Source organism: Pseudomonadota bacterium (assembly GCA_013285445.1).
Lineage (GTDB): Bacteria > Pseudomonadota > Gammaproteobacteria > Xanthomonadales > Wenzhouxiangellaceae > Wenzhouxiangella.
The window spans coordinates 365,912-387,271 of sequence record CP053448.1 but is presented as its reverse complement, the minus strand read 5'-3'; the positions used below and the strand labels follow the sequence as shown (position 1 = coordinate 387,271).

The following is a 21,360-nucleotide window of genomic DNA, read 5'->3' as shown; positions in this document are numbered from 1 at the left end:
ACAGCCGGGTGTAGACGGATTGCTCAGGCGTTCGATTCGGTAGCCCGATCAGGGAAAAAGCGAACCCGCACGACCAGGCCACCGGCCGCCCGATTGGCAAACTCGACCTTCCAGCCGTACAGGTCGCACAAGCGCTTGACGATTGACAGGCCCAGGCCGGAGCCCTTCGTGCCGCTGGCCTGGCGGCCGCGGAAATGACGGTCGAACACGTGCGGCAGCTCTGCCTCGTTAATACCCGGGCCGGTGTCGAGAATGCGGGCTTCGCCGGGGCGCACCTGCAGCCGCACCTCGCCCTGGCTGGTGTAGCGAATCGCGTTGCCGACCAGGTTACCGAGCGTGACTGCGATAACGGCCTCTGGCGCGATGACACTGACCGGCTCGATCTCCTCGAATTTCAGTCGAAGCGAATCATTGTCAACCAGGGGCTCATAGTTGGCCATCACCTGGCGGCCGATTTCGCCAACGTTCTGCGCGCGCGGCTGGTCGTGATTGTCGCGATCGGACCGCACCAGGTGCAGCAGCGCCGTGGTGATGTCGGTCGACTGGCGGGCAGCGCGCGCGATACGCAACAAGCGTTCACGATTGCGCGCCGACTGGTCGGGCTGGGACAGCAGCAGCTCGGTCGCGCCGGTGATGACCGACAAGGGCGTCCTGAGCTCGTGCGAGACATCGGCATTGAAGGCCTTGTCCCGCTCGACCAGGTCCTTGAGCCGGTGGGCATAGTCATCCAGTGCTGCCGCCAGCTGGCCCACTTCATCATCGGGAAAGCGGCGCGCCAGATCGGCCGGCGGCGAATGCTCATCCATCGCCTCGATACGACGCGCCAGCTCGGTTACCGGCGCCATGACCCGGCTCGATGACCAGATACCCAGCGCCAGCGACAGCAGGGCGAACAGAATAACCGCGCCGATCAGCGCATAGACCAGACGCCGGGCCACCTCGCGGTTTTCCGACACGTCGTAGCTCAGAAAGACCCAGAAGTCGTCGTCCTTGCGCACCGCCGCCTTGAAGTGCTCCTTGCCCACGCGCACATCGTGGACCCCGCTGGGCAGGTCACGAAAGGCCTCCGGCACGATGTCGGCCCGGCCGGGCCGGGTCACGTAGCCTTCGATGCGGGTGTAGAAGGGCTCGACCAGGGTCGGGTCCTCGCGCAATTCGCTGATGTACTGATCGATCTCATCGGCCAGCGTGCGCGAAATCAGGGCATCGACCAGCCAGCTTTGCAGCAGCAGCACAGCGGCGGCAAACAGCACGCTGACCAGCGTGCCGAACAACACAAACGACAGGATCAGTCGGCTTCTAAGTCGGCGCCGATACTTCATCCGGCGCTACCAGGCAGTAACCGATGCCGTGCCGTGTGTGGATCAGGGGCTGGTCGAAGGGTTTATCGATCACCGCACGCAGGGTGTGAATATGCACCCTGAGGCTGTCGCTATCGGGCAGCTCCTCACCCCAGACATGATGCTCGAGCTCGCGGCGCGTGACCACCGCCGGCGATGCGCTCATCAGTTTTTCCAGCAGCTTCAGGCCGATCGGATTGAGGTCAATGGACTTCCCGCGACGCTTGACGGTCAGTGTTTCCAGATTGAACTCGAGATCGCCCACCGTCAGCTCCCGCGGCTTGATCCGCTGACCGCGGCGGGCGAGCACAGCCAGCCGGGCATCGACTTCCTTGAGTTCAAACGGCTTGACCAGGTAATCATCGGCGCCGGACTCGAAACCGCTGAGCTTGTCTTCGAGCTGGTCGCGCGCGGTCAACATCAGCACCGGCGTGTCCTTGCGGCCGTCCTCGCGCAGCTTCCGGCACACTTCCAGGCCGTCCATGCCAGGCAGGGCAAGATCGAGCACGATGGCGTCAAACTCATTGACAACCGCCAGATGCAGCCCCGTCACGCCGTCATAGGCATAGTCGACTTCGTGTTCGCGATCAGTCAGGAAATCGCCCAGATTGGCCGCAATATCACGATTGTCTTCAATGATCAGGATTCGCATGCTGTTTCCCAGCGCGTCTTGCGCCAAAAAAATACCCGGGCGGAGAAGGCTGCTCCGCCCGGGCCCACATTGCCCCGTAACCGTCGGTGCAGGAATTCGGCTCGCGTACTGACACCAACAAATCAAATGTTAAGCGCAGCAGGGTTAACCGGGCGTTAATTGCAGTGAAAGAAGCCGTTAGACAGCCCGTCTAGCGCGAGTCGTCGATCAGGTTGAGATCCTGCAGCTTGCCGGACAGTGAATCGGCATCTCCGCCTTCACTGAGCTTGACCGCCAACCGAACCTCATTGGCCGAATCGGCATGCCTCAGCGCATCTTCATAGGAAATCAGGCCCTCCTGGTAGAGCTGAAGCAGACTCTGGTCGAAGGTGATCATGCCGTGATGTCGCGAGTCCTTCATGATCGACTTCAGCTCCGCGATGTCGCCCTTGCGGATCTTTTCCTGAACCAGCGGCGAGGTCAGCAGGATTTCCAGCGCCGGATGACGCCGCGACCCGTCGACCGAGGGGACGAGCTGCTGGGCAACGACACCCTTGAGGTTGAACGACAGATCCAGCAGCACTTGCGGGTGTCGGTCTTCCGGGAAAAAATGCAGGATCCGATCCATGGCCTGGTTGGCGTTGTTGGCGTGCAGCGTTGTCAGGCATAGATGACCGGTCTCGGCGAAGGTGATCGCGTGCTCCATCGACTCTCGGGTCCGGATCTCCCCGATCAGGATCACGTCCGGCGCCTGGCGCAGCGTATTTCTGAGTGCCACTTCAAACGACTCGGTATCGATGCCGACCTCACGCTGGGTGACCAGGCTCTTGCGATGCTTGTGCACGAACTCGATCGGATCCTCGATGGTGATGATGTGGCCCGAAGCGTTCATGTTGCGATAGCCGAGCATGGCCGCCAGGGTGGTCGACTTGCCGGTTCCGGTAGCACCGACCAGGATGACAATACCACGCTTGGCCATGGCCAGTTCGGACAGATGTTCGGGCAGATCCAGCTCCTTGAAGCTGGGAATCTTGGTTTCGATCCGGCGACAGACCATGCCAACGCTGTTGCGCTGATAGAACGCGCTGACGCGAAAACGCGCCACGCCTTCCAGCGACACCGCAAACTGGCACTCCTTGGTTTCGCGAAACTCCTTGCGCTGAGCCGCGGTCATGATCGAATCGATGACGTCGTGGACACTCTCGTGATTGAGGGCCTCGCGGGTCAGAGGCTTGATCCGGCCGTGAACCTTGATGCATGGCGGGGCACCGACCGTAACGAACAGGTCAGATCCCTTGGCATCGTGCAGCTTGTGCAGCCAGTCTTGAATCGTGTTCATGCTTCAAATCCTCCAGCTGGCGCTGACTCAGGCCAGCGCCGACTTGTCCTTTGCCTTGCGCATGGCCTCATTCTTGGCGACCAGCCCGCGCCGGACCAGTTCAATCAGCGACTGATCGAGGGTCGCCATTCCAGCGTTCTGCCCGGTCTGGATGGCCGAGTACATCTGAGCGACCTTGTCCTCCCGAATCAGGTTCTTGATCGCCGAATTGGCCACCATGATCTCGTGGGCGGCCACTCGCCCGCCACTGACGCGCTTGAGCAGCGTCTGGGAAATGACGGCACGCAACGACTCCGACAGCATCGAACGGACCACCGGCTTTTCGTCGCCGGGGAAGACGTCGATGATGCGGTCTATGGTTTTGGGCGCCGACGAGGTATGCAGGGTCGCGAAGACGACGTGGCCGGTCTCGGCGGCAGTCAGTGCCAGCCGGACCGTCTCCATGTCGCGCAGCTCACCGACCAGAATGATATCGGGATCCTCGCGCAGGGCCGAGCGCAAAGCCTGATTGAAGCCGTGGGTATCACGACTGACCTCGCGCTGGTTGATCAGGCAGCGCTGCGGCGTGTGGACGAATTCGATCGGATCTTCAATGGTCAGAATATGCCCCGGCACAGTGCGGTTGAGATAGTCGATCATCGCCGCCAGGGTTGTCGACTTGCCCGAGCCGGTCGGGCCGGTCACCAGGATCAGGCCGCGCGGCACCTCGATGATATCCTTGAATACCGCCGGCGCGTTGATGTCGTCCAGCGTCCAGATCTCGTTGGGAATGACGCGGAAGGCGGCTCCCAGGCCGCGATGATGATGGTAGCAGTTGACGCGAAACCGGGCCAGACCGGGGACGGCATAGGAAAAGTCAACTTCCAGGTTGGCTTCGTAGTCGCGCCGCTGATGGTCATTCATGGTCGAATAGATCAGATCGGCCATCTCCTTGTTTTCGATGGCCGGCGTGTTGATACGATGAATGTCGCCATCGACCCGGATCATTGGCGGCAACCCGGCCGATATATGCAGATCCGAAGCCTTGTTCTTGACAGTAAACGCTAGCAGCTCGGTAATATCCATGACATGCTCCCTGATGCGGTTCGGCCAGGCCAGCGGCTTATGTCAGCCACCGCTGCAGCCCGAACCCTGCCGACGGCCCGCCCTGCGACCCGACGCCTGAATGTCGATCACTGATCTTAGCGTAACTGGACCATGAATCAAATCGTTTCCGAACAACTCGCCGCTTTGCGCCGGCGCATCAATCGCGCCTGCCTCGACAGTGGCCGATCGCCGGAGTCGGTCCAGCTGCTGGCGGTGAGCAAGAAACAGCCGACAGACGCCATACAAGCGGCCGCGGCCCAGGGGCAGTGCCGATTCGGTGAGAACTATGCCGATGAAGGCGTGACCAAGATCACTCGTCTCGGTGATCCCCGCCTTGAGTGGCATTTCATCGGCCCGGTCCAGTCCAACAAGACTCGCCTGATTGCCGAGCACTTCGACTGGGTGCAGTCGGTCGACCGGGCCAAGATCGTCCGACGACTGAACGCTCAACGGCCCGAACACTGTCACCCGCTGCAGGTGCTCATTCAGGTCAACCTCGACGACGAGCCGCAGAAGGCCGGCTGCGCGCCCGAGCACATTCCCGCGCTGGCCGCCGAGATCACGACCGGCCCGCGGCTCAGGCTGCGCGGGCTGATGGCCATTCCGGCGCCGCGCAATGATCCGGCGAGCCAGCACGAAGCCTTTGCGCGACTGCGTGCCCTGTATGAAGGTCTCAAGCGAGAGCAGCCGGACATCGATACCCTGTCGGCAGGCATGAGCAGCGACCTGGAGGCCGCCATCGCGGCAGGGGCAACGATGGTGCGAGTGGGGACGGCGTTGTTCGGGTCGAGGGACTGAGGTGGGGGACTGCATGGTAGCCGAGGAAACCTCGTCGGTCGGGGATGCGACCCCGGCCTGCGGTATCCCCGTGCGAGCGTCTACAATATCGGGCATGGACAACATCATTACCACCTTCATCGGCGGCGGCAATATGGGCCGTGCGCTCATAGGCGGATTGATCGCCGGCGGCACGCAGGCCGAATCCATTCATGTGGCCGATCCCAGCGAGGCGCAGCGCAAGTCGCTGGTCGACGACCTGGGTGTGACGGTGCACGACGACAACGCCGAGGCGGCGCGAACGGCCGACGTGCTGGTCGTGGCGGTCAAGCCGCAGGTTATTGATCAGGTGCTGGCTTCTCTGGCCGGCGCGATCGATGACCACACGCTGGTGATCAGCGTGGCCGCCGGCATTCCGCTCCAGCGTCTCAGCAACGGCCTCGGCGGCCATCGTCGCCTGGTGCGGGCGATGCCGAACACGCCAGCGCTCTACCAAGCGGGCATTTCCGGGTTGTGCGCCGCCGATGGCGTTGATTCGACTGATCGGCGGCACGCCGAACAGATCATGGCTGCGGCCGGCGAGGTGATCTGGGTTGCCGATGAGTCGCTGATGGACGTGGTCACGGCCGTATCCGGCTCCGGTCCGGCGTACTTCTTCGCCCTGACCGAGGCGCTGGCCGCCGCCGGAGAACAGGCGGGGCTGGATCCGCAAACAGCCGGGCAGCTGGCGCGGCAGACAGCCTGCGGCTCAGGGGTCATGCTGGCCCGATCACCCCATCCTGCCGGCGAGCTGCGTCGTCGCGTCACCTCGCCAGGCGGCACGACGGCTGCGGCGCTCGAACAGCTCGAGTCGGCCGGCTTTGCCAAACTGGTCAAGGCAGCGGTTGCCGCTGCCGTGCGTCGCGGCCGGGAACTCGGGAGCAACTGATGGGATCGGGGACCCGGGCCATCGCATTTCTCGTCGAAACGCTCTTTCAGCTCTTCCTGGTTGCGCTAATGCTGCGCCTCCTGCTCGAGGCATACCGAGCCGACTACTACAACCCGGTCTGTCAGGCGCTGATCCGGGTGACCAACCCGGTCATCCGCCCGCTCGAACGGGTCCTGCCGCGCCTTGGGCGCATCAGCCTGGCCGGCATCGTCGTTCTGTATCTGCTCGAACTGCTGCTGCTGGTCATTCTGGCCCAGCTCGGCGGCTGGCGCATGGACCCCGCGGTGCTGGCTCTGCTGGGACTGCTGCGCCTGGTCAGGATGCTGCTGGTGCTCTACCTGGTGCTGATCATCGTCAGCGTCATCCTGTCGTGGGTGGGCCAGGGTTTTCGCCACCCGATCGTGCCGCTGATCTTTCAGCTGACTGAGCCGGTGCTGGCACCCATCCGTCGCATTCTGCCGCCGCTGGGCGGCTTTGATCTGTCGCCGCTGATCGCATTGATCGGAATCCAGTTCCTGATCATCCTGCTTGGCGTCTGATTACGCACAACCCGCAGTTGTCGATACCGGCGCAAGGGGAGTAGCATCGAATCCAGGCGGACTCACCTGGAGGAAAACGCCATGCGCCATGTACACGTTCGAATGTCATTGATCGCGACCGCTGCGCTGCTGCTTGCGATGCTGGGCGGTCCGGCCTTCGCCCAGCAATCCGAGGAATTCGGTGACTGGGTGGTGCACTACAACGCCATCAATACCAATCTGCTGCCGCCGGAAGTCGCGCGAGCCTACGGCATCCAGCGCTCGGGCAGCCGCGCGTTACTCAATATCGCCGTGCTTGAAAAACACCCGGATGCGCTCGACGAGCCGATCCATGCCTCGGTCACGGCCAGCGCCATCAATCTGACCGGACAACGCCGCGACATCGCGCTGCGCGAAATCGAGGACCAGGGCGCCATCTACTACATCGGTACGTTTCGCATTCACGACGAGGAAACCCTGACATTCTCCATTCAGGTCAAACCCGGGCGCAGCGAACAGCCGGCGCGCGAAATCACCTTTCGCCAGCAGTTCTTTACCGGCTAGTGGGCCATGCGGCTAATTAGGTAACACTCAGCCGTCGCACAAGCGTTGTGGGCAAGGCGCGCGAGCGCAGGACTGGCTGTCGCCAATTCAAGCGAGTGCAACGCCGCCCACGGCGCTTGTGCGGCGGCCCTTCGGGAGCCGCTGTGCTGGCGCGACTCGGCGTTGCGTTTCTTGGAAAGGGAACAACCATTCCCTGCGAAACGCGCCTTGATTCGCACCAGCACAGCGGCTCTGAGCGTTACCTAATTAGCCGCATGGCCCACTAGCGGCCTGGTGCTTGCGGCGGATGAATTCCTCGTGCGGCACACCCAATAGGTCGGCCAGCCGCCGCATCAAGTGCTCCTCGTAGCGATCAATACGACCGTCGGCATAGGCCACCCGCCACAGCCACTCGACCAGCTCGGCCCGCTCGGGCGCGGATAGCCCGGTCCGCAGGTCATGCGTGAACTCGTGCAGCGATACCGCCTGGCGCTGCAGCGCGTCAGCCTGTGAGATCAGTTCGGCCAGTTCGGACTCCTCCAGATCGAATGCATCGCGAACGGCTGCGTGCACCAGTTCCAGCTCCTCGCCCGCCTGATCGTCATCAGCGGCAGCCAGGTCAAGCAGAACAACCGCCGCGGCACGCGCCAGCGCCTGGCGGTCTGCAGCGGGTTCATCGCGGCGGTTGACAATCGATTTCAGGTGGCGGAACCAGTCGGTCATGACGAGGCGTGTTGTGCAAAAGTGGTTACCATAATGGCATGACGCCGGAACGCAAAGCCCGAATCGAAGCCACTGCCGCCCGGCGCCAGCCCGATCTGACCGTTTTTCTCGAGCAGGTGCACAAGGCGCACAATGTCGCCGCCATCCTGCGAACCTGCGACGCGGTCGGCGTCATGACCGCGCACGCGGTGCCGCCAGCCGGAGGCATTCCGCCGCTCAACCATACCGCCCAGGGCGCACAGCGTTGGGTGCAGCTCGACCGCCATCGTGATGCGGTCACGGGCCTGCGCCGTCTCAAGTCCGACGGGTTCACGCTGTATGCGGCACACCTGTCGGAACGCGCGGTCGATTTCCGTCAGCCGGACTACACCCGCCCGACTGCGATCATACTGGGCACGGAAAAGTTCGGCGTCAGCACCGAGGCTTTGGGCGAGTGTGACGGCGAGATCATCATTCCAATGCACGGCATGTCCCGGTCGCTCAATGTCTCGGTCGCCGCTGCCCTGATCCTGTTCGAAGCCCAGCGCCAGCGCCAGAAAGCCGGCCTGTACCACCCCCGCTCTTTATCGGAACAACCATGGAAAAACCTGGTTGAGCACTGGCTGCAACGCGAACTCAATCGCCGCTAGTGGTCCTTCAACCTGATAATTTAGGGTTCAGCGTTCCTGTAGCGCTCCACTGCAAGGCGCGCCGCGCAGGGAATGGCCGTAGCCCTTGCCAAGCGGCGGAACGCAGCAGCGGAGCGCTACAGGAGCGCCCGAAGGGTTGGCCTGTCAGCGTCCATGGCTGCGTTCCGGCTCTTGTAAAGGGCTATGGCCATTCACTGCGAGCCGCGCCTTGCCCTGAACGCTGACAGACCAACTGAACCCTAAATTATCAGGTTGAAGGACCACTAGTGGGCCCCGGCACGACCCTGCCAGTAGCCGCTGACCGATTCGGCTGCGGCAACGACATCCTCGCCGGCCAAGGCCGAGCGGAAGCGCGCCACAACCTCTTCAACCGGCTCTTCCTGCGGGTAGATTCTGAGAATATCGACCGGCTCCTCACACAGTTCGCCCACCCAGGGGCTCAGGTCGGTCACCGCCGCGCTCTGGGTCTGGATGCCGTTCATGTTGAGGAAGGGCTGGTCCTCGCGCGTGGCAATCGGCTGGCCGTAAGGGTAGTGGATGCACTCGAACCCGCACTGATCCTTGCCGCGCCCCACCGCCCGGGCGGTGAAGCAGCGCGCCGAATGGGCCAGGGGCACGCGGCCGTAGGCCAGCAGCTCGATTTCAGGTCGCGCCGACTGGGCGTTGTCTTCGGCGCTGCACAGGTTGCGGATATGCTCGCGTCCCAACTCGACCGGCACGGTCATGCGGAACAGACCGGCCTGCTGCAGAATCGCAAGCGCACGATGGTTGTAGATGTTCACACCTGGGCCGGTAGCGAACGGCAGGCCACGCTCACGGCACAGCTCGACGGCCGAGACATCACCGGCCTCGATGGCGAAATCGCCGTTTTCGACGATGCGCTTGCAGGTGGATAGCTCCGAGGCGGCCTCGATCAGGGTCAGGGTTGAAAGCAGCACCTCGTGACCGGCTGACTGGAGATCCCTGGCCAGCGCGATCCAGTCGGGCAACCGCAGTTCGCGGCGCTTGGAGCAGACCGTCTCGCCCAGGTAGATGATGTCGACATCGAGCCCTGCGGCCGATTCGTAGAAGGCCAGCGTCTTGTCGCGCGGCCAGAAATACTGCAACGCGCCCAGGGATAACTTCATTGCCATGCTCTCTGGTACGGGCCGAGGGTGACCTGGCTGCCCTCCGACAGGCGGGTGAGCTCGCGCTGCCACTCGGCCTCGGTGGTGAATGCGTCCGGGTCGCGCTCGACCCGGTCGATGGCCTCGCGCCAGATGCGCGTGACCGTGCCGACGTAGGCCGGCGAGCGCTGGCGGCCCTCGATCTTGACGGCGGAAATGCCGATTTCCCTGAGCCTGGGCAGCAGCTCCAGGGTGTTCAGGCTGGTCGGCTCTTCCAGGGCGTGGAAGGTCTCGTCACCGACCTGGTAGCGGCCCTTGCACACCACCGGGTAGCCAGCTGGCTCGTTGTCGGCGAAGCGGTCGATCAGCACGCCATTGAGGCGCGCGGTCTTGCCTTCGGGCGTCTCGTCCCAGGCCACGTACTCGGCCGGCGAGCACACCCCGGCCAGATTGGGCGACTTGCCGGTGACGTAGCTGGAGAGCTGACAGCGGCCCTCGACCATGATGCACAAGCTGCCGAAGGCGAACACTTCGAGCTCGATCGGGCTCTTCTCGGCCAGGGCCTCGACCTGCTGGATGGCCAGCACGCGCGGCAGCACGGCGCGTGAGATGCCGAACTGCTCGTGGTAGAACTTCAGCGCCGCCGCGGTCGTGGCCGAGCCCTGGACCGACAGGTGACGACGGATTTGGGGATGCTTGCGCGCGGCGTAGTCGAGCACCGCCATCTCGGCAATGATCAGGGTGTCGACGCCGAGGTCGGCCGCGCGATCGACCGCCGAGTACCACTGATCGAGCCTGTCGGAGGTCGGGTAGGTATTGAGCGCCACATAGACCTGGCAGCCGCGCGAGCGCGCGTGGGCCAGGCCCTTGTCGATGTCACGATCCGAGAAATTCAGGCCCGGAAAGGCGCGCGCGTTGGTGGCGTCACGAAAGCCGATGTAGACGGCATCGGCGCCGTTGTTGACGGCTTCGGTCAGGGCCGGCAGCGAGCCGGCCGGGCAGACAAGCTTCATGGTTTCGGTTCCTGTACTCGACAATTTCGCTGCGCCGGGCGCAACCTTCATTATCGCCGATCATCCCAATACATGTTGATCAAATACATGAATGATTCGGATCAATCGCTCTGAAATTGACCGGCAGCAGGATTGCTCCTGCACCATGACCTAGTGTACCCCGTCACTCATCTTGTGACTTATAGCGAGTGCCTCAGGGGCCAGATGCAAGGCGCGATTGCGCCGGCGTAGTGGGGCTACGTCAAGCAATCGCAACGCCGCAGATGGCCCCTGAGGCACTCGCCCGACCGGGAGCGCCGTACAAGCCCGATCGCGGCGTTGACGCTCTTGCAAAGGGCACCACCCTTCCCGGCGAGCGCCGCCTTGCGCTCGGGCTTGTACGGTGCTCTATAAGTTACAAGATGAGTGACGGGGTACACTAGGCTAAGAGCCTGCCCCGAGAGCGCCATCTGGCGCCTGTGCTTGTCCATGCCGCAATCAGCCAATCCTGCACCGGACTGGCACCCGGACCCGGTCACCCATGCTCGCCGACTGGCGCGGACCATGGCAATTTCGGCGAGTGCCCTGGTGATCCTGGTGGTGCCGGCCTACCAGATCGCCGAGCTGTTCGTGTTCGGCGGGATGAACGGGCTATGGTGGCAACACGCGTTGTGGCGAGCGCCGGTGCTCGCGGTTGCCGCTGTTGCGCTGGCCTGGTGCCACATCCGGTCGGACGGGCATGGAGCTGCAGCGCTGCTGCGGCTGATAGCTATCCTGATCATGACCATGATGTTCGGGCTGTTTGTCGCTGACTGGCGTGCCGAAGACGGCAACGTCGAGGTGATGATTCAGGGCCTGATCATGAGCACCTTTGCCGTGTCGCTGATCGCTTTGAGCGGCGCCCGCGAGCTGCTGATCATCTACTTGCTGCCGGCCTCTGGGGCAGTCCTTGCGCTGACCCTGAGCGGCGAAAACCCGTGGTTCGTGATCACCCGCCTGTTCGATTCGCTGATGATGCTGGCAGTCGGGCTGCTGGCCGCCGAACTGCTCTGTCGCACCCGGCTGCAGGCTTTCCAGGCCAACCGCCAGCTGCATGAACACGCAACCACCGACGCGCTGACCGGTCTGGGCAACCGGCGCCTGCTCGAACCACAGCTGACAGCCGAAACCGCACGCGCGCTCAGGCACCGCCGCCCGCTGTCGATCCTGCTGGCTGATATCGATCACTTCAAGCAGGTCAATGATCGGTGGGGCCACGAGGTCGGCGATGGGGTGCTGCGCACCCTGGCCGGCCGACTGCGTGGCGCGCTGCGCCAGGAGGATCTTGCCGCGCGCTGGGGCGGTGAGGAATTCCTGATTCTGCTGCCCGACACGACCGCCGATCAGGCCGGGACGGTCGCCGAAAAGATTCGCCAGGCGGTGGCCGCCACGCCGTTCCCAATCGGCGCGGCGAACATCAATCTGACCATCAGCCTGGGCGTGGCCGCCCACGCCGGTGAGTCAGACCACCGGCAGCTGGTCAAGCGGGCAGATGAAGCGCTCTATCAGGCCAAGTCACAGGGCCGCAACCGGGTTTGCATCGCCCGAACGCCGGGTCATCACGGCCAGCCCGGTCAGTAGTCCAGAGCCACACCGGCGTTCAGGCGCAGCTGCAATCGCCGGGAGCGAAACACCATCCAGGGGCGAGCACCGGCCAGCCCCAGCTGGCGCAACCGCACCGCCATGGGATGCGTGCTGTCGGAAACGCGCAGGCGCAGCGATCCCGGCAGGCCGATGCGTCCTGCGCCACGGGTGTTGACCGCTGTGCGCAGCAGCTGTCCATCGAGAAGTGAATAGAGCAGCGGCTCGATCTGCGGCGCCGGCGAACCAGGCCCGGCACGTCCCTCGAGACTGACCAGGGCCGGCCCATCGATCTGGTCTGGCGCGCTGACGGCCAGCCGCAGCCGGCGACCGTCGATGGCAAAATCGATCGGCGTGACGAATTTCGGAAGCCCCCAGAGCTCGATTCCAGCGGCACAGGCCTGGTCGGTGGTGACCGGCAGGTCGACGATGTGGAAACCCAGCATGCGTCGATCCAGGCTGTGATAGAGGTCGATCAGCGGCCATCGCGGCGGCCTGCTGCCCGCCGGCACAACTGCAATGGCCACGCCCGCTTCCCGGTACGCGGCAATGCTCACCTGCCGGTAGTCGTAGAACGCCACGGCCACCAGTACGCGTCGTCGCGATATGGTGACCGGCTCGAGGCCGGCCGGCGCCACCAGCTCACGAGCAGGTGCCATGGGTACTTTGAACAATGCCACCACGTTGGAGTTGTCGTAGTAGCAAATCGGCAGCTCGACGGGTCCCGCGCTGGTCTGGTGGCGCGTGAGCGGCCGCATGAAAAACGGGTCGTGCCGCCAATCGTTCATGATCAAACCCCGCTGTGTGATGGCCGATCGGTCGGGAGCAGCGCATGCTGCCAGTCCTCGATCAGGGCCAGTCGGTTGATGTCATTGGTGCCCTCGAAAATGCGCGTCAGCCGAATATCACGAAAGATGCGCTCGATCGTCAGCTCGTGTCGACCGCCGTGGTCGCCAAGCAGGGCCATGGCACGCTCGACCACCTGCTGGGCGCGATCGGTGGCGTGGAACTTGACCAGCGCGCTGTGCAACTGGCGCGGGGCGCGGGCATGGCGTGCCTCCTGCCAGAGCAGGCTGCGCATAGCCCGCGTTTCTGCCACCATTTCGGCCAGCTCCAGCTGCACGTCCTGGTAATCGACCAGGGCACGCGGACCAAGGTGATAGGAGCGCGCAAACTCGATGGCGCATTCGGTCGCGGCCCGCGCCAGACCAACGCCCATGGCCGCCACCGGCAGACGCGAGGCATTGAGCACTGCGCGATTGAGCGTCCAGCCCTGTCCGACTGCGCCAACCACGTTGTCGTCGGGCACGAAGACCTCATCGAATTCGAGCTGGGCCGCGCCGGAGGCGCGCATGCCCATCTTCAGCTCGGTCCGCGCCACGCGAAAGCCGGCACTGTCGGCCGGAACAACGAAGCAGGTCCAGGAATCCAGGCCCTGCCCTTCGATTGCGGCAAACACGGTCAGGCGGTCGGCCAGGTCGCCGCCGCTGATATAGCATTTGCTGCCGCACAGTCGCCAGCCGCCTTCGACCCGCCGCGCGACCAGGCCCGGCCGGGCAGAGGCGGCGCCGTGTCCGTCCTCGACGTCCGAACCGGCACCCGGCTCGGTAATGGCGAACGCCATCAGGCGCCAATCCCCGCGGCGGCACCCGCGATAGATCGGCAACAGGTGCCGGCGCAGATCCTTGAGCTGGCCGCTCAGCAGCAGCGGCATGACGCCGAGGTGATGGGCCGACAGCAGTAGCATCAGACCGCCGCAGGCACGGGCAAACTCCTCGATCACCAGACTGGCCTGCCAGACCAGGGGGTAGCGCACTGCCGACCAGGGCATGCTGCCGACCGGCCTGGGCAGCACGTGAGTCAGCCAGCCGGCGCGACCGGCCTCGGCCAGCAAATGATCGATCGCCGGCGGGCGCTCCTGCGGCGACCAGTGCCCCAGGAGATCGAGCTCCGCGGACAGCGGCCGGATACGCGTTTCGGCAAACGCCCGAGCACGGCGCCGCAGCCGGGCCAGCGGTCGGGGCAACCGCCGACAATCCGCTGCCCACAAATCGTCTCGCCTGTAGTTGACAAACGCGCGCACCGGCCAGCGGAATTCGGCCAGCCGGGCCGCCGGGGCCAGCGGATGATCGTCGGGCAAATGCCCATGCAGGTGGTCGCGCATCAGCTCCTCCATTCCGCCATGAACAACGGAATCTCGCGAACGCCGCCGGCGATCGTCGAGAGCATATTGACCTCACGCAGGCGCTTTTCGATGCCGATATCGCGCATGTAGCCGATGCCGCCGTGGACTTGCATGGCTGCGTTGGCCGCCTCGCGCAGCGATGCGTCGAGTCGCACTCTGACCGTCAGGAGCCGGCCGAGATCGATTGCATCAAGCGGCCGTTCCAGCGCCCCGAGTGCGTCGTCGGCCTGGACCAGCGCCGAGTCGATGATCGCCAGCTGCGACTGCACGGCCGGGTAGTGATTGATCGGCACTCCGCCCTGGCGGCGCCGGGCGGCATAATCCAGCGCCAAGTGGCAGGCACCGCGAACCGCACCGCTGGCAATCGCGAGCGCGGCCAGCACCTCCATTTTCAGCGCCCGTCCGAACATGGCGCGCGCCGTTTCCTGCGCAGGTTCGGCCGAGACCGGCTCAGGCAAGCGCAGCCGCCACAAGACCAGTTCATCGAGTCCGTGCTGCGGCCGCTGCCGCTCGGCTGTCAGCGTACCGCGGGCGTGTCGGCACCAGACCAGCCCGTGTGTCGTCCACACCGGCCACAACAGCCACTGCCAGTCAACCGGAGCCAGCGCGAAGGTATCGCGGGCGTGTCGATCCAGCCAGTCGCTCAGCAGCGCCGTGTCGTCCTGCTCCGGCTTCCGGTCAAGCAGCCAGCGCGCCAGCGACGAGCGTCCCAGCCCATAGTGGCCGGTCACGACAACGGCCGTCTCACCTGCCCGCCGGGCCAGCCCCAGGCCGTCAGCCAGATGCGCCGCCAGCGCAGCCCGATGCCAGGCCAGCGCGATCCCGGCATTGACCTCGCCCAGAAGCTGGAGCGCGCGGATCGAAAAGACGCAGGCCGAGCCGCTGTCGTCGGCCGGCCACAGGCCAAACTCGGCCACCTTACCGGCCGCTCCGAGCAAACCGAGCGCGACGGCCCCCTCGCGCAGCCGCGTCAGAACCGGGCCATCAACCGGCGCTTCCGGATGGGTCACTTCGGCAGCCAGCGGGCCGTGTGCGAAACGCCCCAGCTCGGCGAGCATCAGCTCGACATCGCAGGCCTCGAGACTCATTGTTCGCCGGTTCGCCTGTGCCGTGATTGATCATAGCGCATGGCCTGTTTTTAACCGCTCCGGCCACTGTTGTCCATCAAATACCCGGATCGGGCCCGATGCATGACCCGGCCCTTCCTCGCGCTGCCGCCGTCTGCACCTCCCAGGGCCGGCATCCGCTGCGGCTGCGACCGAACGGGGAAGACGGGGCAGGTTGACGGATCGCGCCGGCTTCGGTCAGGCTGAACCCGGTCTTGTCAATGGGCGCCTCGAATCAGCAGACTTTCAGTATTTCACGGCCGGCCGGCGGCTGCTTCGGCACTGCCGGGGTTGTACGCGCAGCTGCTTGCCGCCTATGGCCCACAGGGCTGGTGGCCGGCCCGCCATGCCTTTGAAGTCATGGTCGGCGCTGTACTGACCCAGAACACGGCCTGGGTTAACGCTGAACGCGCGGTGGCGAGACTGCGGTGTGCCGCGGCACTGGATCCAGCCGTGATCGACGCAATGCCGGCCACCGAACTGGCAACACGGATCCGGCCGGCCGGATGTTTCAACGTCAAGGCGACCCGCCTCAAGGCGCTGGTTCGCTGGCTGCTCGAGCAAGGCGGCCTCGACGGCATTGACAGGCAGGCGACCACGGACCTGCGGCAATCGCTCGTCGGCGTGCACGGAATCGGCCCCGAGACGGCCGACGCCATTTTGCTCTATGCGCTCAAGCGGCCGGTGTTCGTTGTCGACACCTATACCTTCCGCATCTTCGCCCGCGCCGGCATCATCCCGACCCGGCTGCGTGACTACGAGGCGGTGCGCGGCCTGGTCGAGGCGACGTTTCCCGGGCAGACCGGGCTGTTCAACGAATTCCACGCGTTGCTGGTGGCGCATGGCAAGCATTGCTGCCGGCCAAGCCCGCGCTGCGATGACTGCTGCCTGGCCGCACACTGCGCGCACTCGACAGGCAGAAACTGCCTGCCGGGAGCCACATGAATCGTGCATCATTCGGACACGGGCGCGTCCAGGGCTCTGGCCAGTTCAGCCATCCGTCGCTCGACCTCGGCGTCCGGCACGATGGGTTCTGGCCAGCAGCGAGCCGTCTCTCCGGGCAGCTTCCGGGTGGCGTCGATGCCCAGTTTCGAGCCCAGGCCGGGCTCCGGGCTGGCGAAGTCGAGCACATCAACCGGGGTGCGCTCGATGACCAGTGAATCGCGCGCCGGATCGACGTGATTGGCCATCGCCCACAACACCTCGTTGTGGTCACGGACATCGATATCGGCATCGACCACGACCACGAACTTGGTATAGGTGAACTGGCGAAGGTAGGACCACACGCCCATCATCACCCGCCGGGCATGTCCCGGGTAGCGTTTGTCGATCGAAACCAGCGCCATTCGATAGGAACAGGCCGCCGGCGGCAGGAAGAAGTCGCGGATTTCGGGAAAGATGCCGCGCAGGATGGGCACGAACAGATCATTGAGCGCCGAGGCCAGCACCGAAGGCTCATCGAAGGGCGACTTGCCCATGAAGCTGCCCTGGTAGATGGGTTTGTCGCGCATCGACAACCGCTCGAGTGTCAGCACCGGATAGATGCCGCGGGCGTTGTAGTGTCCGGTATGGTCGCCGAACGGCCCCTCCTCGGCCGTGTCCCCGGGGTGGATGTGCCCCTCGAGCACCATCTGGGCGCCGGCCGGCACGTCCAGGCCCGTCAGCGGGGCGCTCAGCACCTCGCTGCGCGCCCCGCGCAGCAGGCCGGCAAACTGGAACTCCGAGAGCGTATCAGGCACCGGGGCGACGGCCGCCAGCGTGGTCGCGGGATCGGCGCCAATCACCACGGCCACCGGAAACGGCTCCCCGGGGCGCGTACGCTGCCATTCGGCGAAATCCTGGGCGCCGCCGCGATGGGCCAGCCAGCGCATGATGACGCGGTTGCGACCGATCAGCTGCTGGCGGTAGATGCCGATGTTGGACCGACCCAGGCGCGCGCTGTGGGTGATGACCAGACCGAGCGTGATCAGCCGGCCGGCATCTCCGGGCCAGCAGTGCTGAATCGGCAGGCTGCCAAGATCGATCTCGCTGCCGCTCAACGTGTGTGCCTGAAACGGCGCAGTGCGAACCGCTCGCGGCGCAACCAGGGCCAGCTGGCCGAGCTCCGGCCAGTCACTCAACGCGGCCTTGAGACTGCGCGGCAGGCGTGGCTGCTGGAGACGCGCAAGCAGCGCACCGAGCTCGTGCAGGCGGCGCACCGGACGATCCCCCAGCACCGCCTCGATCCGGCGTCGATGGCCGAACAGGTTCAGCAGCAGCGGCACGTCACTACCGGTCGAGTTGTCGAGCAGCAGCGCCGGCCCGCCGCGTGCCTGCACCTGGCGCGCCAGCGCCGTGGCCTCCAGCACCGGGTCGACGGGCTTGGCAATGCGCGCCAGGTCACCGCGCTGGTCAAGCGCACGCAGGAAGCCGTTAAGGTCCAGAAAGGGCATGGGCGATTCATCGACAAACGGTGCTACAGTTTACGGATGCCGGCGTATCAGCGTCTTTGCCTCAGATCAAGCTGGCCAGCCCGTGGTCACCTTACGATGACCATGCCGCCCGGGGCTGAAACCCGCCGGCCGGCACGGTCATGAACAGGCGCGACACCATGCAAGCAAGGCATCAGCGCTCCCTGTACCCTGGCCCGGCCGCCGATGCCGTTACCGTGCAGGCCGTCGCCACGCGACAATAGATGCAGATACAATACGTTTTTACTGCCCGGACGACACCATGAACCCGTCATCTTCGCCGCAACCACACCCTTCGATCTCCCTGGCCGTGATCGGCAGCGGCGGCGCAGGCGTGATGACGGCCGGACAGACCCTGCTTGATGCGGCCGCCGCCAGCGGGCTGTTCGGCCTGATGACGCGTGCCACCGGCCCGCAAATCCGTGGCGGCGAAGCCGCCGCCATCCTGCGCCTGGCCCCGGCACCCGTCGAGTGCCAGGACGACCGCCTCGATCTGGTGCTGGCGATCGACTGGAACAAGGCCGAGCGATTCGCCGACGAACTCATTCTCGACGCCAGCTCGCGACTGATCGTCGACCCGGGCCAGGGCGACACGCCGGCCTGGATCCAGGAATCCGGTGCCGAACTGATTGAAGTGCCGCTCGGTGCGCTGACGCGCGAACACCGCGGCGCCCGCGCCAACACCATCGCCGTGGGCCTGATCGGCGAGCTGATCGGCCTGCCAGCCATGATCGTGGAAAGGACCGTGCGCCGGATTCTCGACAACAAGGGCGCGAAACTCATCGATGGGGCGCTGGCCGGACTGGCGCTGGGCAGAGCCGCTGCCGGCGGAATGGCGCGTGCCGAACACAGGATCAGCCCGGTCGAAAATCCGGCCCGGCGCTGGCTGATCACCGGAAATGAAGCGGTCGGCCTGGGTGCGATCCGGGCCGGAATACGATTCTGCGCGGCCTATCCGATCACGCCCTCGACCGAGATCCAGGAATGGCTGGCAGCCCACCTGCCCGAGGTCGGCGGCAGCCTGGTTCAGGCCGAAGACGAGCTCGCCTCGATCAACATGTGCCTGGGCGCATCGTTCGGCGGCGTCCCGGCGCTTACGGCGACATCAGGACCCGGTTTCTCGCTGATGGTCGAAGCGCTCGGCCTGGCAACCCAGGCCGAGATTCCAGTGGTGGTTGTCGACGTGATGCGCGGCGGGCCGTCGACCGGCATCCCGACCCGTTCCGAGCAATCCGACCTCAACATCGCCGTTGTCGGGGCGCACGGCGATGCGCCTCGCCTGGTGCTGGCGCCCAACAGCATCGGTGACTGCCTGACCACGACCCAGTGGGCCGTGCAGCTGGCCGAAGCGCTGCAGTCGCCAGCGGTGGTGCTCAGCGACCAACGGCTGGGACAGGCACGCGCCACCATTGCGCCGCCGCCATCCCGGGACAGCCAGGCCAGCCGTCGGCTGGCCGAAACCGATGGCCGGCACTACGCTCGCTTTGCCGACACCGCCGATGGCATCTCGCCCATGGCCCTGCCCGGACAGGCCGGCGGCGAGTACACGGCAACCGGTTTGAGTCACATGGTGTCGGCCCGGCCCTCGGCCAGTGGCCGGGATCACCAGCACCAGCTGGACAAGCGCCAGCGCAAATTCGAGCGCTTCGATTTCGGCGACGACTGGGCCGATGTCGATGGCGAAGGCGATATGGTCGTACTGACCTGGGGCTCGACCACGCTGCCGGCACGCGAAGCGGTGACGCGAGTGCGTGCACGCGGCCAGGCCATCCGTCTGGTCTCGGTCCGGCTGCTCAGCCCGCTGAACGGCGGCGCGCTGAGCGCCCTGCTTCAGCCCGCCTCCCGCGTGCTGATCGTGGAACAAAGCCACGGCGGACAGTTCTACCGCCACCTGCGCGCACACATCGATCTGCCCGGTCACACGCGGCTGTTCAATCGTCCCGGACCGCTCAATATCACGCCGGGACAGATTGCCCAAGCCATCGAATCCGCGGCCCTGGAGGACGCAGCATGAGCAGCAGCGCGGAGCAGGCCATCACGGTCCTGCGTCACAAGGATTTCAAATCCGACTACAAGCCGGTCTGGTGCGCCGGCTGCGGCGACTTCGGCGTGCTCAACGCGCTGACCAAGGCCATGGCCGCACTTGAACTGAAGCCGGAAAACGTTGCCATGATTGCCGGTATCGGCTGCTCGTCCCGTATTCCCGCCTATACCAGCGTCTATGGCTTCCACGGCGTGCACGGGCGCGCCCTGCCGCTGGCCACCGGGCTGGCCATCAGCCGGCCGGACCTCACGGTGATCGCCTCGGGCGGCGATGGCGATGGTTTTTCCATCGGCGGCAACCATTTCCTGCACGCCTGCCGGCGCAACGTCAACATGACCTACCTGGTCATGGACAACTCGGTCTATGGCATGACCAAGGGTCAGGCCTCGCCAACCACCGAGTTCGACTGGACGGGCAGCAGACTGTCGCCGCAAGGCACCGGGCAGCCTCCGCTGCAGCCGCTGGAGATTGCCCTGGCCGCCGGTGCGCCATTCATTGCCCGTGCATTTTCCAACAGCCCCAACGATCTGGCGCGGGTGATCGCCGAAGCCATCGGGTTCGAGGGCTTCGCCTTTGTCCAGATCCTGAGCCCCTGCATCACCTTCCGCCCCGAGCAGCTCGGCTGGAAGAAGCGCGTGCATGACGGCTTCGAGCCAGCCGACAGCCGCGCTGCCGCGTATGCCGCGCTGGCCGCGGACGATGGCTTCACGACCGGTATCCTGTACCACGCTCCGCGGCCCGCCTATCGGCCGCCCGATGCTCCCCGGGCCGACCTCGACCGCATCGAACGTTGCTTCGAGGTGCTCTCATGAGCCCGCTCGATCATCTCGGCTGTTTCCTCGCCCATGCCGTGGTTCTTGAAGACGAGGCCGCCACCCGCTATCGTGAGCTGGCCGACGCCATGGCCGTACACAACAACATCGCGGTCGAGGCCCTGTTTCGCCAGATGGCCGGCTACTCCGACCTGCATCGCGCCGAGGCTGTCGCGCACGCCGATAAGCACGCCGGTGGCCTGCCCGATCTCAAGCCCTGGGAGTTCCAGTGGCCCGACGACGAAAGCCCGGAAAGCGGGCGCCTGGAGTCGGCTCACTATATGATGACGCCCCGTCACGCGCTGGCGCTTGCCCTGCAGGCCGAACAGGGTGCCTTCGCGTTCTATCACAGCATCGCGGAACAAGCCGCGGATGCGGCCATCGGCAGGCTGGCCGCGGCGTTTTCGGACGAAGAAAGCCAGCATGTCAAGGCGCTCAAGCGCTGGATTGAGCAGTATCCCGAACCGCCGGACAACTGGGACGAGGATCTCGATCCCCCGGTCCCGGTCGACTGACCGCCCACGCCTGTCC

21 protein-coding genes are annotated in these 21,360 nt (G+C 65.1%); 10 read left to right on the top strand and 11 right to left on the bottom strand.

What is annotated here, in order from left to right:
* Nucleotides 1-23 precede the first annotated feature (23 nt).
* From HND55_01880 to HND55_01865, 4 genes are all read right to left on the bottom strand, one after another.
* Entirely contained in the window at nt 24-1,322 is a 1,299-nt protein-coding gene (locus HND55_01880; protein ID QKK01507.1) for a HAMP domain-containing histidine kinase, read from the bottom strand.
* Complete coding sequence (locus HND55_01875) at nt 1,300-1,992, bottom strand: response regulator transcription factor (GenBank protein ID QKK01506.1); 693 nt, start codon at nt 1,990-1,992, stop codon at nt 1,300-1,302. Before HND55_01875 ends, HND55_01880 begins: the two co-directional genes overlap by 23 nt.
* A gap of 190 nt (nt 1,993-2,182) precedes the next feature.
* The gene (locus HND55_01870; GenBank protein QKK01505.1) at nt 2,183-3,310 is read right to left on the bottom strand and encodes a PilT/PilU family type 4a pilus ATPase; all 1,128 of its coding nucleotides are present in this window, start codon (nt 3,308-3,310) and stop codon (nt 2,183-2,185) included.
* A gap of 27 nt (nt 3,311-3,337) precedes the next feature.
* A complete protein-coding gene (locus tag HND55_01865; GenBank protein ID QKK01504.1) occupies nt 3,338-4,375 on the bottom strand; it encodes a type IV pilus twitching motility protein PilT in 1,038 nt (345 codons plus the stop codon).
* A 132-nt stretch (nt 4,376-4,507) separates the two neighbouring features.
* Here HND55_01865 and HND55_01860 point away from each other — a divergent pair, with 132 nt between their 5' ends.
* The 4 genes from HND55_01860 to HND55_01845 all read left to right on the top strand — a co-directional run bounded on the left by HND55_01860 (nt 4,508) and on the right by HND55_01845 (nt 7,183).
* Nucleotides 4,508-5,194 carry a YggS family pyridoxal phosphate-dependent enzyme gene (locus HND55_01860; protein QKK01503.1) on the top strand — a complete coding sequence of 229 codons (687 nt, stop codon included), beginning with the start codon at nt 4,508-4,510 and terminating at the stop codon, nt 5,192-5,194.
* A gap of 94 nt (nt 5,195-5,288) precedes the next feature.
* The gene (locus HND55_01855) at nt 5,289-6,101 is read left to right on the top strand and encodes a pyrroline-5-carboxylate reductase (protein QKK01502.1); all 813 of its coding nucleotides are present in this window, start codon (nt 5,289-5,291) and stop codon (nt 6,099-6,101) included.
* Nucleotides 6,101-6,640, top strand: a complete 540-nt coding sequence (locus HND55_01850) for a YggT family protein (protein QKK01501.1) — start codon at nt 6,101-6,103, stop codon at nt 6,638-6,640. The genes HND55_01855 and HND55_01850 overlap by 1 nt, the downstream gene beginning before the upstream one ends.
* A gap of 81 nt (nt 6,641-6,721) precedes the next feature.
* Nucleotides 6,722-7,183: a DUF4426 domain-containing protein gene (locus tag HND55_01845; GenBank protein QKK01500.1), complete on the top strand. Its 462-nt coding sequence runs from the start codon at nt 6,722-6,724 to the stop codon at nt 7,181-7,183.
* A 246-nt stretch (nt 7,184-7,429) separates the two neighbouring features.
* On the opposite strand, the gene HND55_01840 is transcribed toward HND55_01845, so the two are convergent.
* Nucleotides 7,430-7,885 carry a TerB family tellurite resistance protein gene (locus HND55_01840; GenBank protein ID QKK01499.1) on the bottom strand — a complete coding sequence of 152 codons (456 nt, stop codon included), beginning with the start codon at nt 7,883-7,885 and terminating at the stop codon, nt 7,430-7,432.
* A 38-nt stretch (nt 7,886-7,923) separates the two neighbouring features.
* Here HND55_01840 and trmH point away from each other — a divergent pair, with 38 nt between their 5' ends.
* The gene (gene trmH, locus HND55_01835; GenBank protein ID QKK01498.1) at nt 7,924-8,514 is read left to right on the top strand and encodes a tRNA (guanosine(18)-2'-O)-methyltransferase TrmH; all 591 of its coding nucleotides are present in this window, start codon (nt 7,924-7,926) and stop codon (nt 8,512-8,514) included.
* A gap of 263 nt (nt 8,515-8,777) precedes the next feature.
* On the opposite strand, the gene HND55_01830 is transcribed toward trmH, so the two are convergent.
* Together HND55_01830 and HND55_01825 are read right to left on the bottom strand one after the other, a co-directional pair.
* Nucleotides 8,778-9,641, bottom strand: a complete 864-nt coding sequence (locus tag HND55_01830; GenBank protein ID QKK01497.1) for a U32 family peptidase — start codon at nt 9,639-9,641, stop codon at nt 8,778-8,780.
* Complete coding sequence (locus HND55_01825) at nt 9,638-10,633, bottom strand: U32 family peptidase (GenBank protein ID QKK01496.1); 996 nt, start codon at nt 10,631-10,633, stop codon at nt 9,638-9,640. The genes HND55_01830 and HND55_01825 overlap by 4 nt, the downstream gene beginning before the upstream one ends.
* Before the next feature lie 468 nt (nt 10,634-11,101).
* On the opposite strand from HND55_01825, the gene HND55_01820 reads away from it, so the two are divergent.
* A complete protein-coding gene (locus HND55_01820; GenBank protein QKK01495.1) occupies nt 11,102-12,232 on the top strand; it encodes a GGDEF domain-containing protein in 1,131 nt (376 codons plus the stop codon).
* Here the strand turns inward: HND55_01820 and HND55_01815 are convergent.
* From HND55_01815 to HND55_01805, 3 genes are read right to left on the bottom strand one after another with little or no spacing between them, the layout of a single operon-like run.
* A complete protein-coding gene (locus HND55_01815; GenBank protein ID QKK01494.1) occupies nt 12,226-13,020 on the bottom strand; it encodes a hypothetical protein in 795 nt (264 codons plus the stop codon). The genes HND55_01820 and HND55_01815 overlap by 7 nt on opposite strands.
* A gap of 2 nt (nt 13,021-13,022) precedes the next feature.
* On the bottom strand, nt 13,023-14,396 hold the full coding sequence (locus tag HND55_01810; protein QKK01493.1) for an acyl-CoA/acyl-ACP dehydrogenase: 1,374 nt from the start codon (nt 14,394-14,396) through the stop codon (nt 13,023-13,025).
* Complete coding sequence (locus HND55_01805; GenBank protein ID QKK01492.1) at nt 14,396-15,505, bottom strand: acyl-CoA/acyl-ACP dehydrogenase; 1,110 nt, start codon at nt 15,503-15,505, stop codon at nt 14,396-14,398. Before HND55_01805 ends, HND55_01810 begins: the two co-directional genes overlap by 1 nt.
* Nucleotides 15,506-15,883: 378 nt before the next feature.
* On the opposite strand from HND55_01805, the gene HND55_01800 reads away from it, so the two are divergent.
* Nucleotides 15,884-16,468: an endonuclease gene (locus tag HND55_01800; GenBank protein ID QKK03950.1), complete on the top strand. Its 585-nt coding sequence runs from the start codon at nt 15,884-15,886 to the stop codon at nt 16,466-16,468.
* 8 nt (nt 16,469-16,476) lie between these two features.
* Here the strand turns inward: HND55_01800 and HND55_01795 are convergent, their stop codons facing one another.
* Entirely contained in the window at nt 16,477-17,955 is a 1,479-nt protein-coding gene (locus HND55_01795; GenBank protein QKK01491.1) for a UbiD family decarboxylase, read from the bottom strand.
* A 280-nt stretch (nt 17,956-18,235) separates the two neighbouring features.
* On the opposite strand from HND55_01795, the gene HND55_01790 reads away from it, so the two are divergent.
* From HND55_01790 to HND55_01780, 3 genes are read left to right on the top strand one after another with little or no spacing between them, the layout of a single operon-like run.
* Nucleotides 18,236-19,987 carry a 2-oxoacid:acceptor oxidoreductase subunit alpha gene (locus HND55_01790; GenBank protein QKK01490.1) on the top strand — a complete coding sequence of 584 codons (1,752 nt, stop codon included), beginning with the start codon at nt 18,236-18,238 and terminating at the stop codon, nt 19,985-19,987.
* Nucleotides 19,984-20,829: a 2-oxoacid:ferredoxin oxidoreductase subunit beta gene (locus HND55_01785; GenBank protein QKK01489.1), complete on the top strand. Its 846-nt coding sequence runs from the start codon at nt 19,984-19,986 to the stop codon at nt 20,827-20,829. The genes HND55_01790 and HND55_01785 overlap by 4 nt, the downstream gene beginning before the upstream one ends.
* Nucleotides 20,826-21,344 (top strand): ferritin family protein, encoded by a 519-nt coding sequence (locus tag HND55_01780; GenBank protein QKK01488.1) that lies wholly within the window; start codon nt 20,826-20,828, stop codon nt 21,342-21,344. Before HND55_01785 ends, HND55_01780 begins: the two co-directional genes overlap by 4 nt.
* The last annotated feature ends 16 nt before the right edge of the window (nt 21,345-21,360 follow it).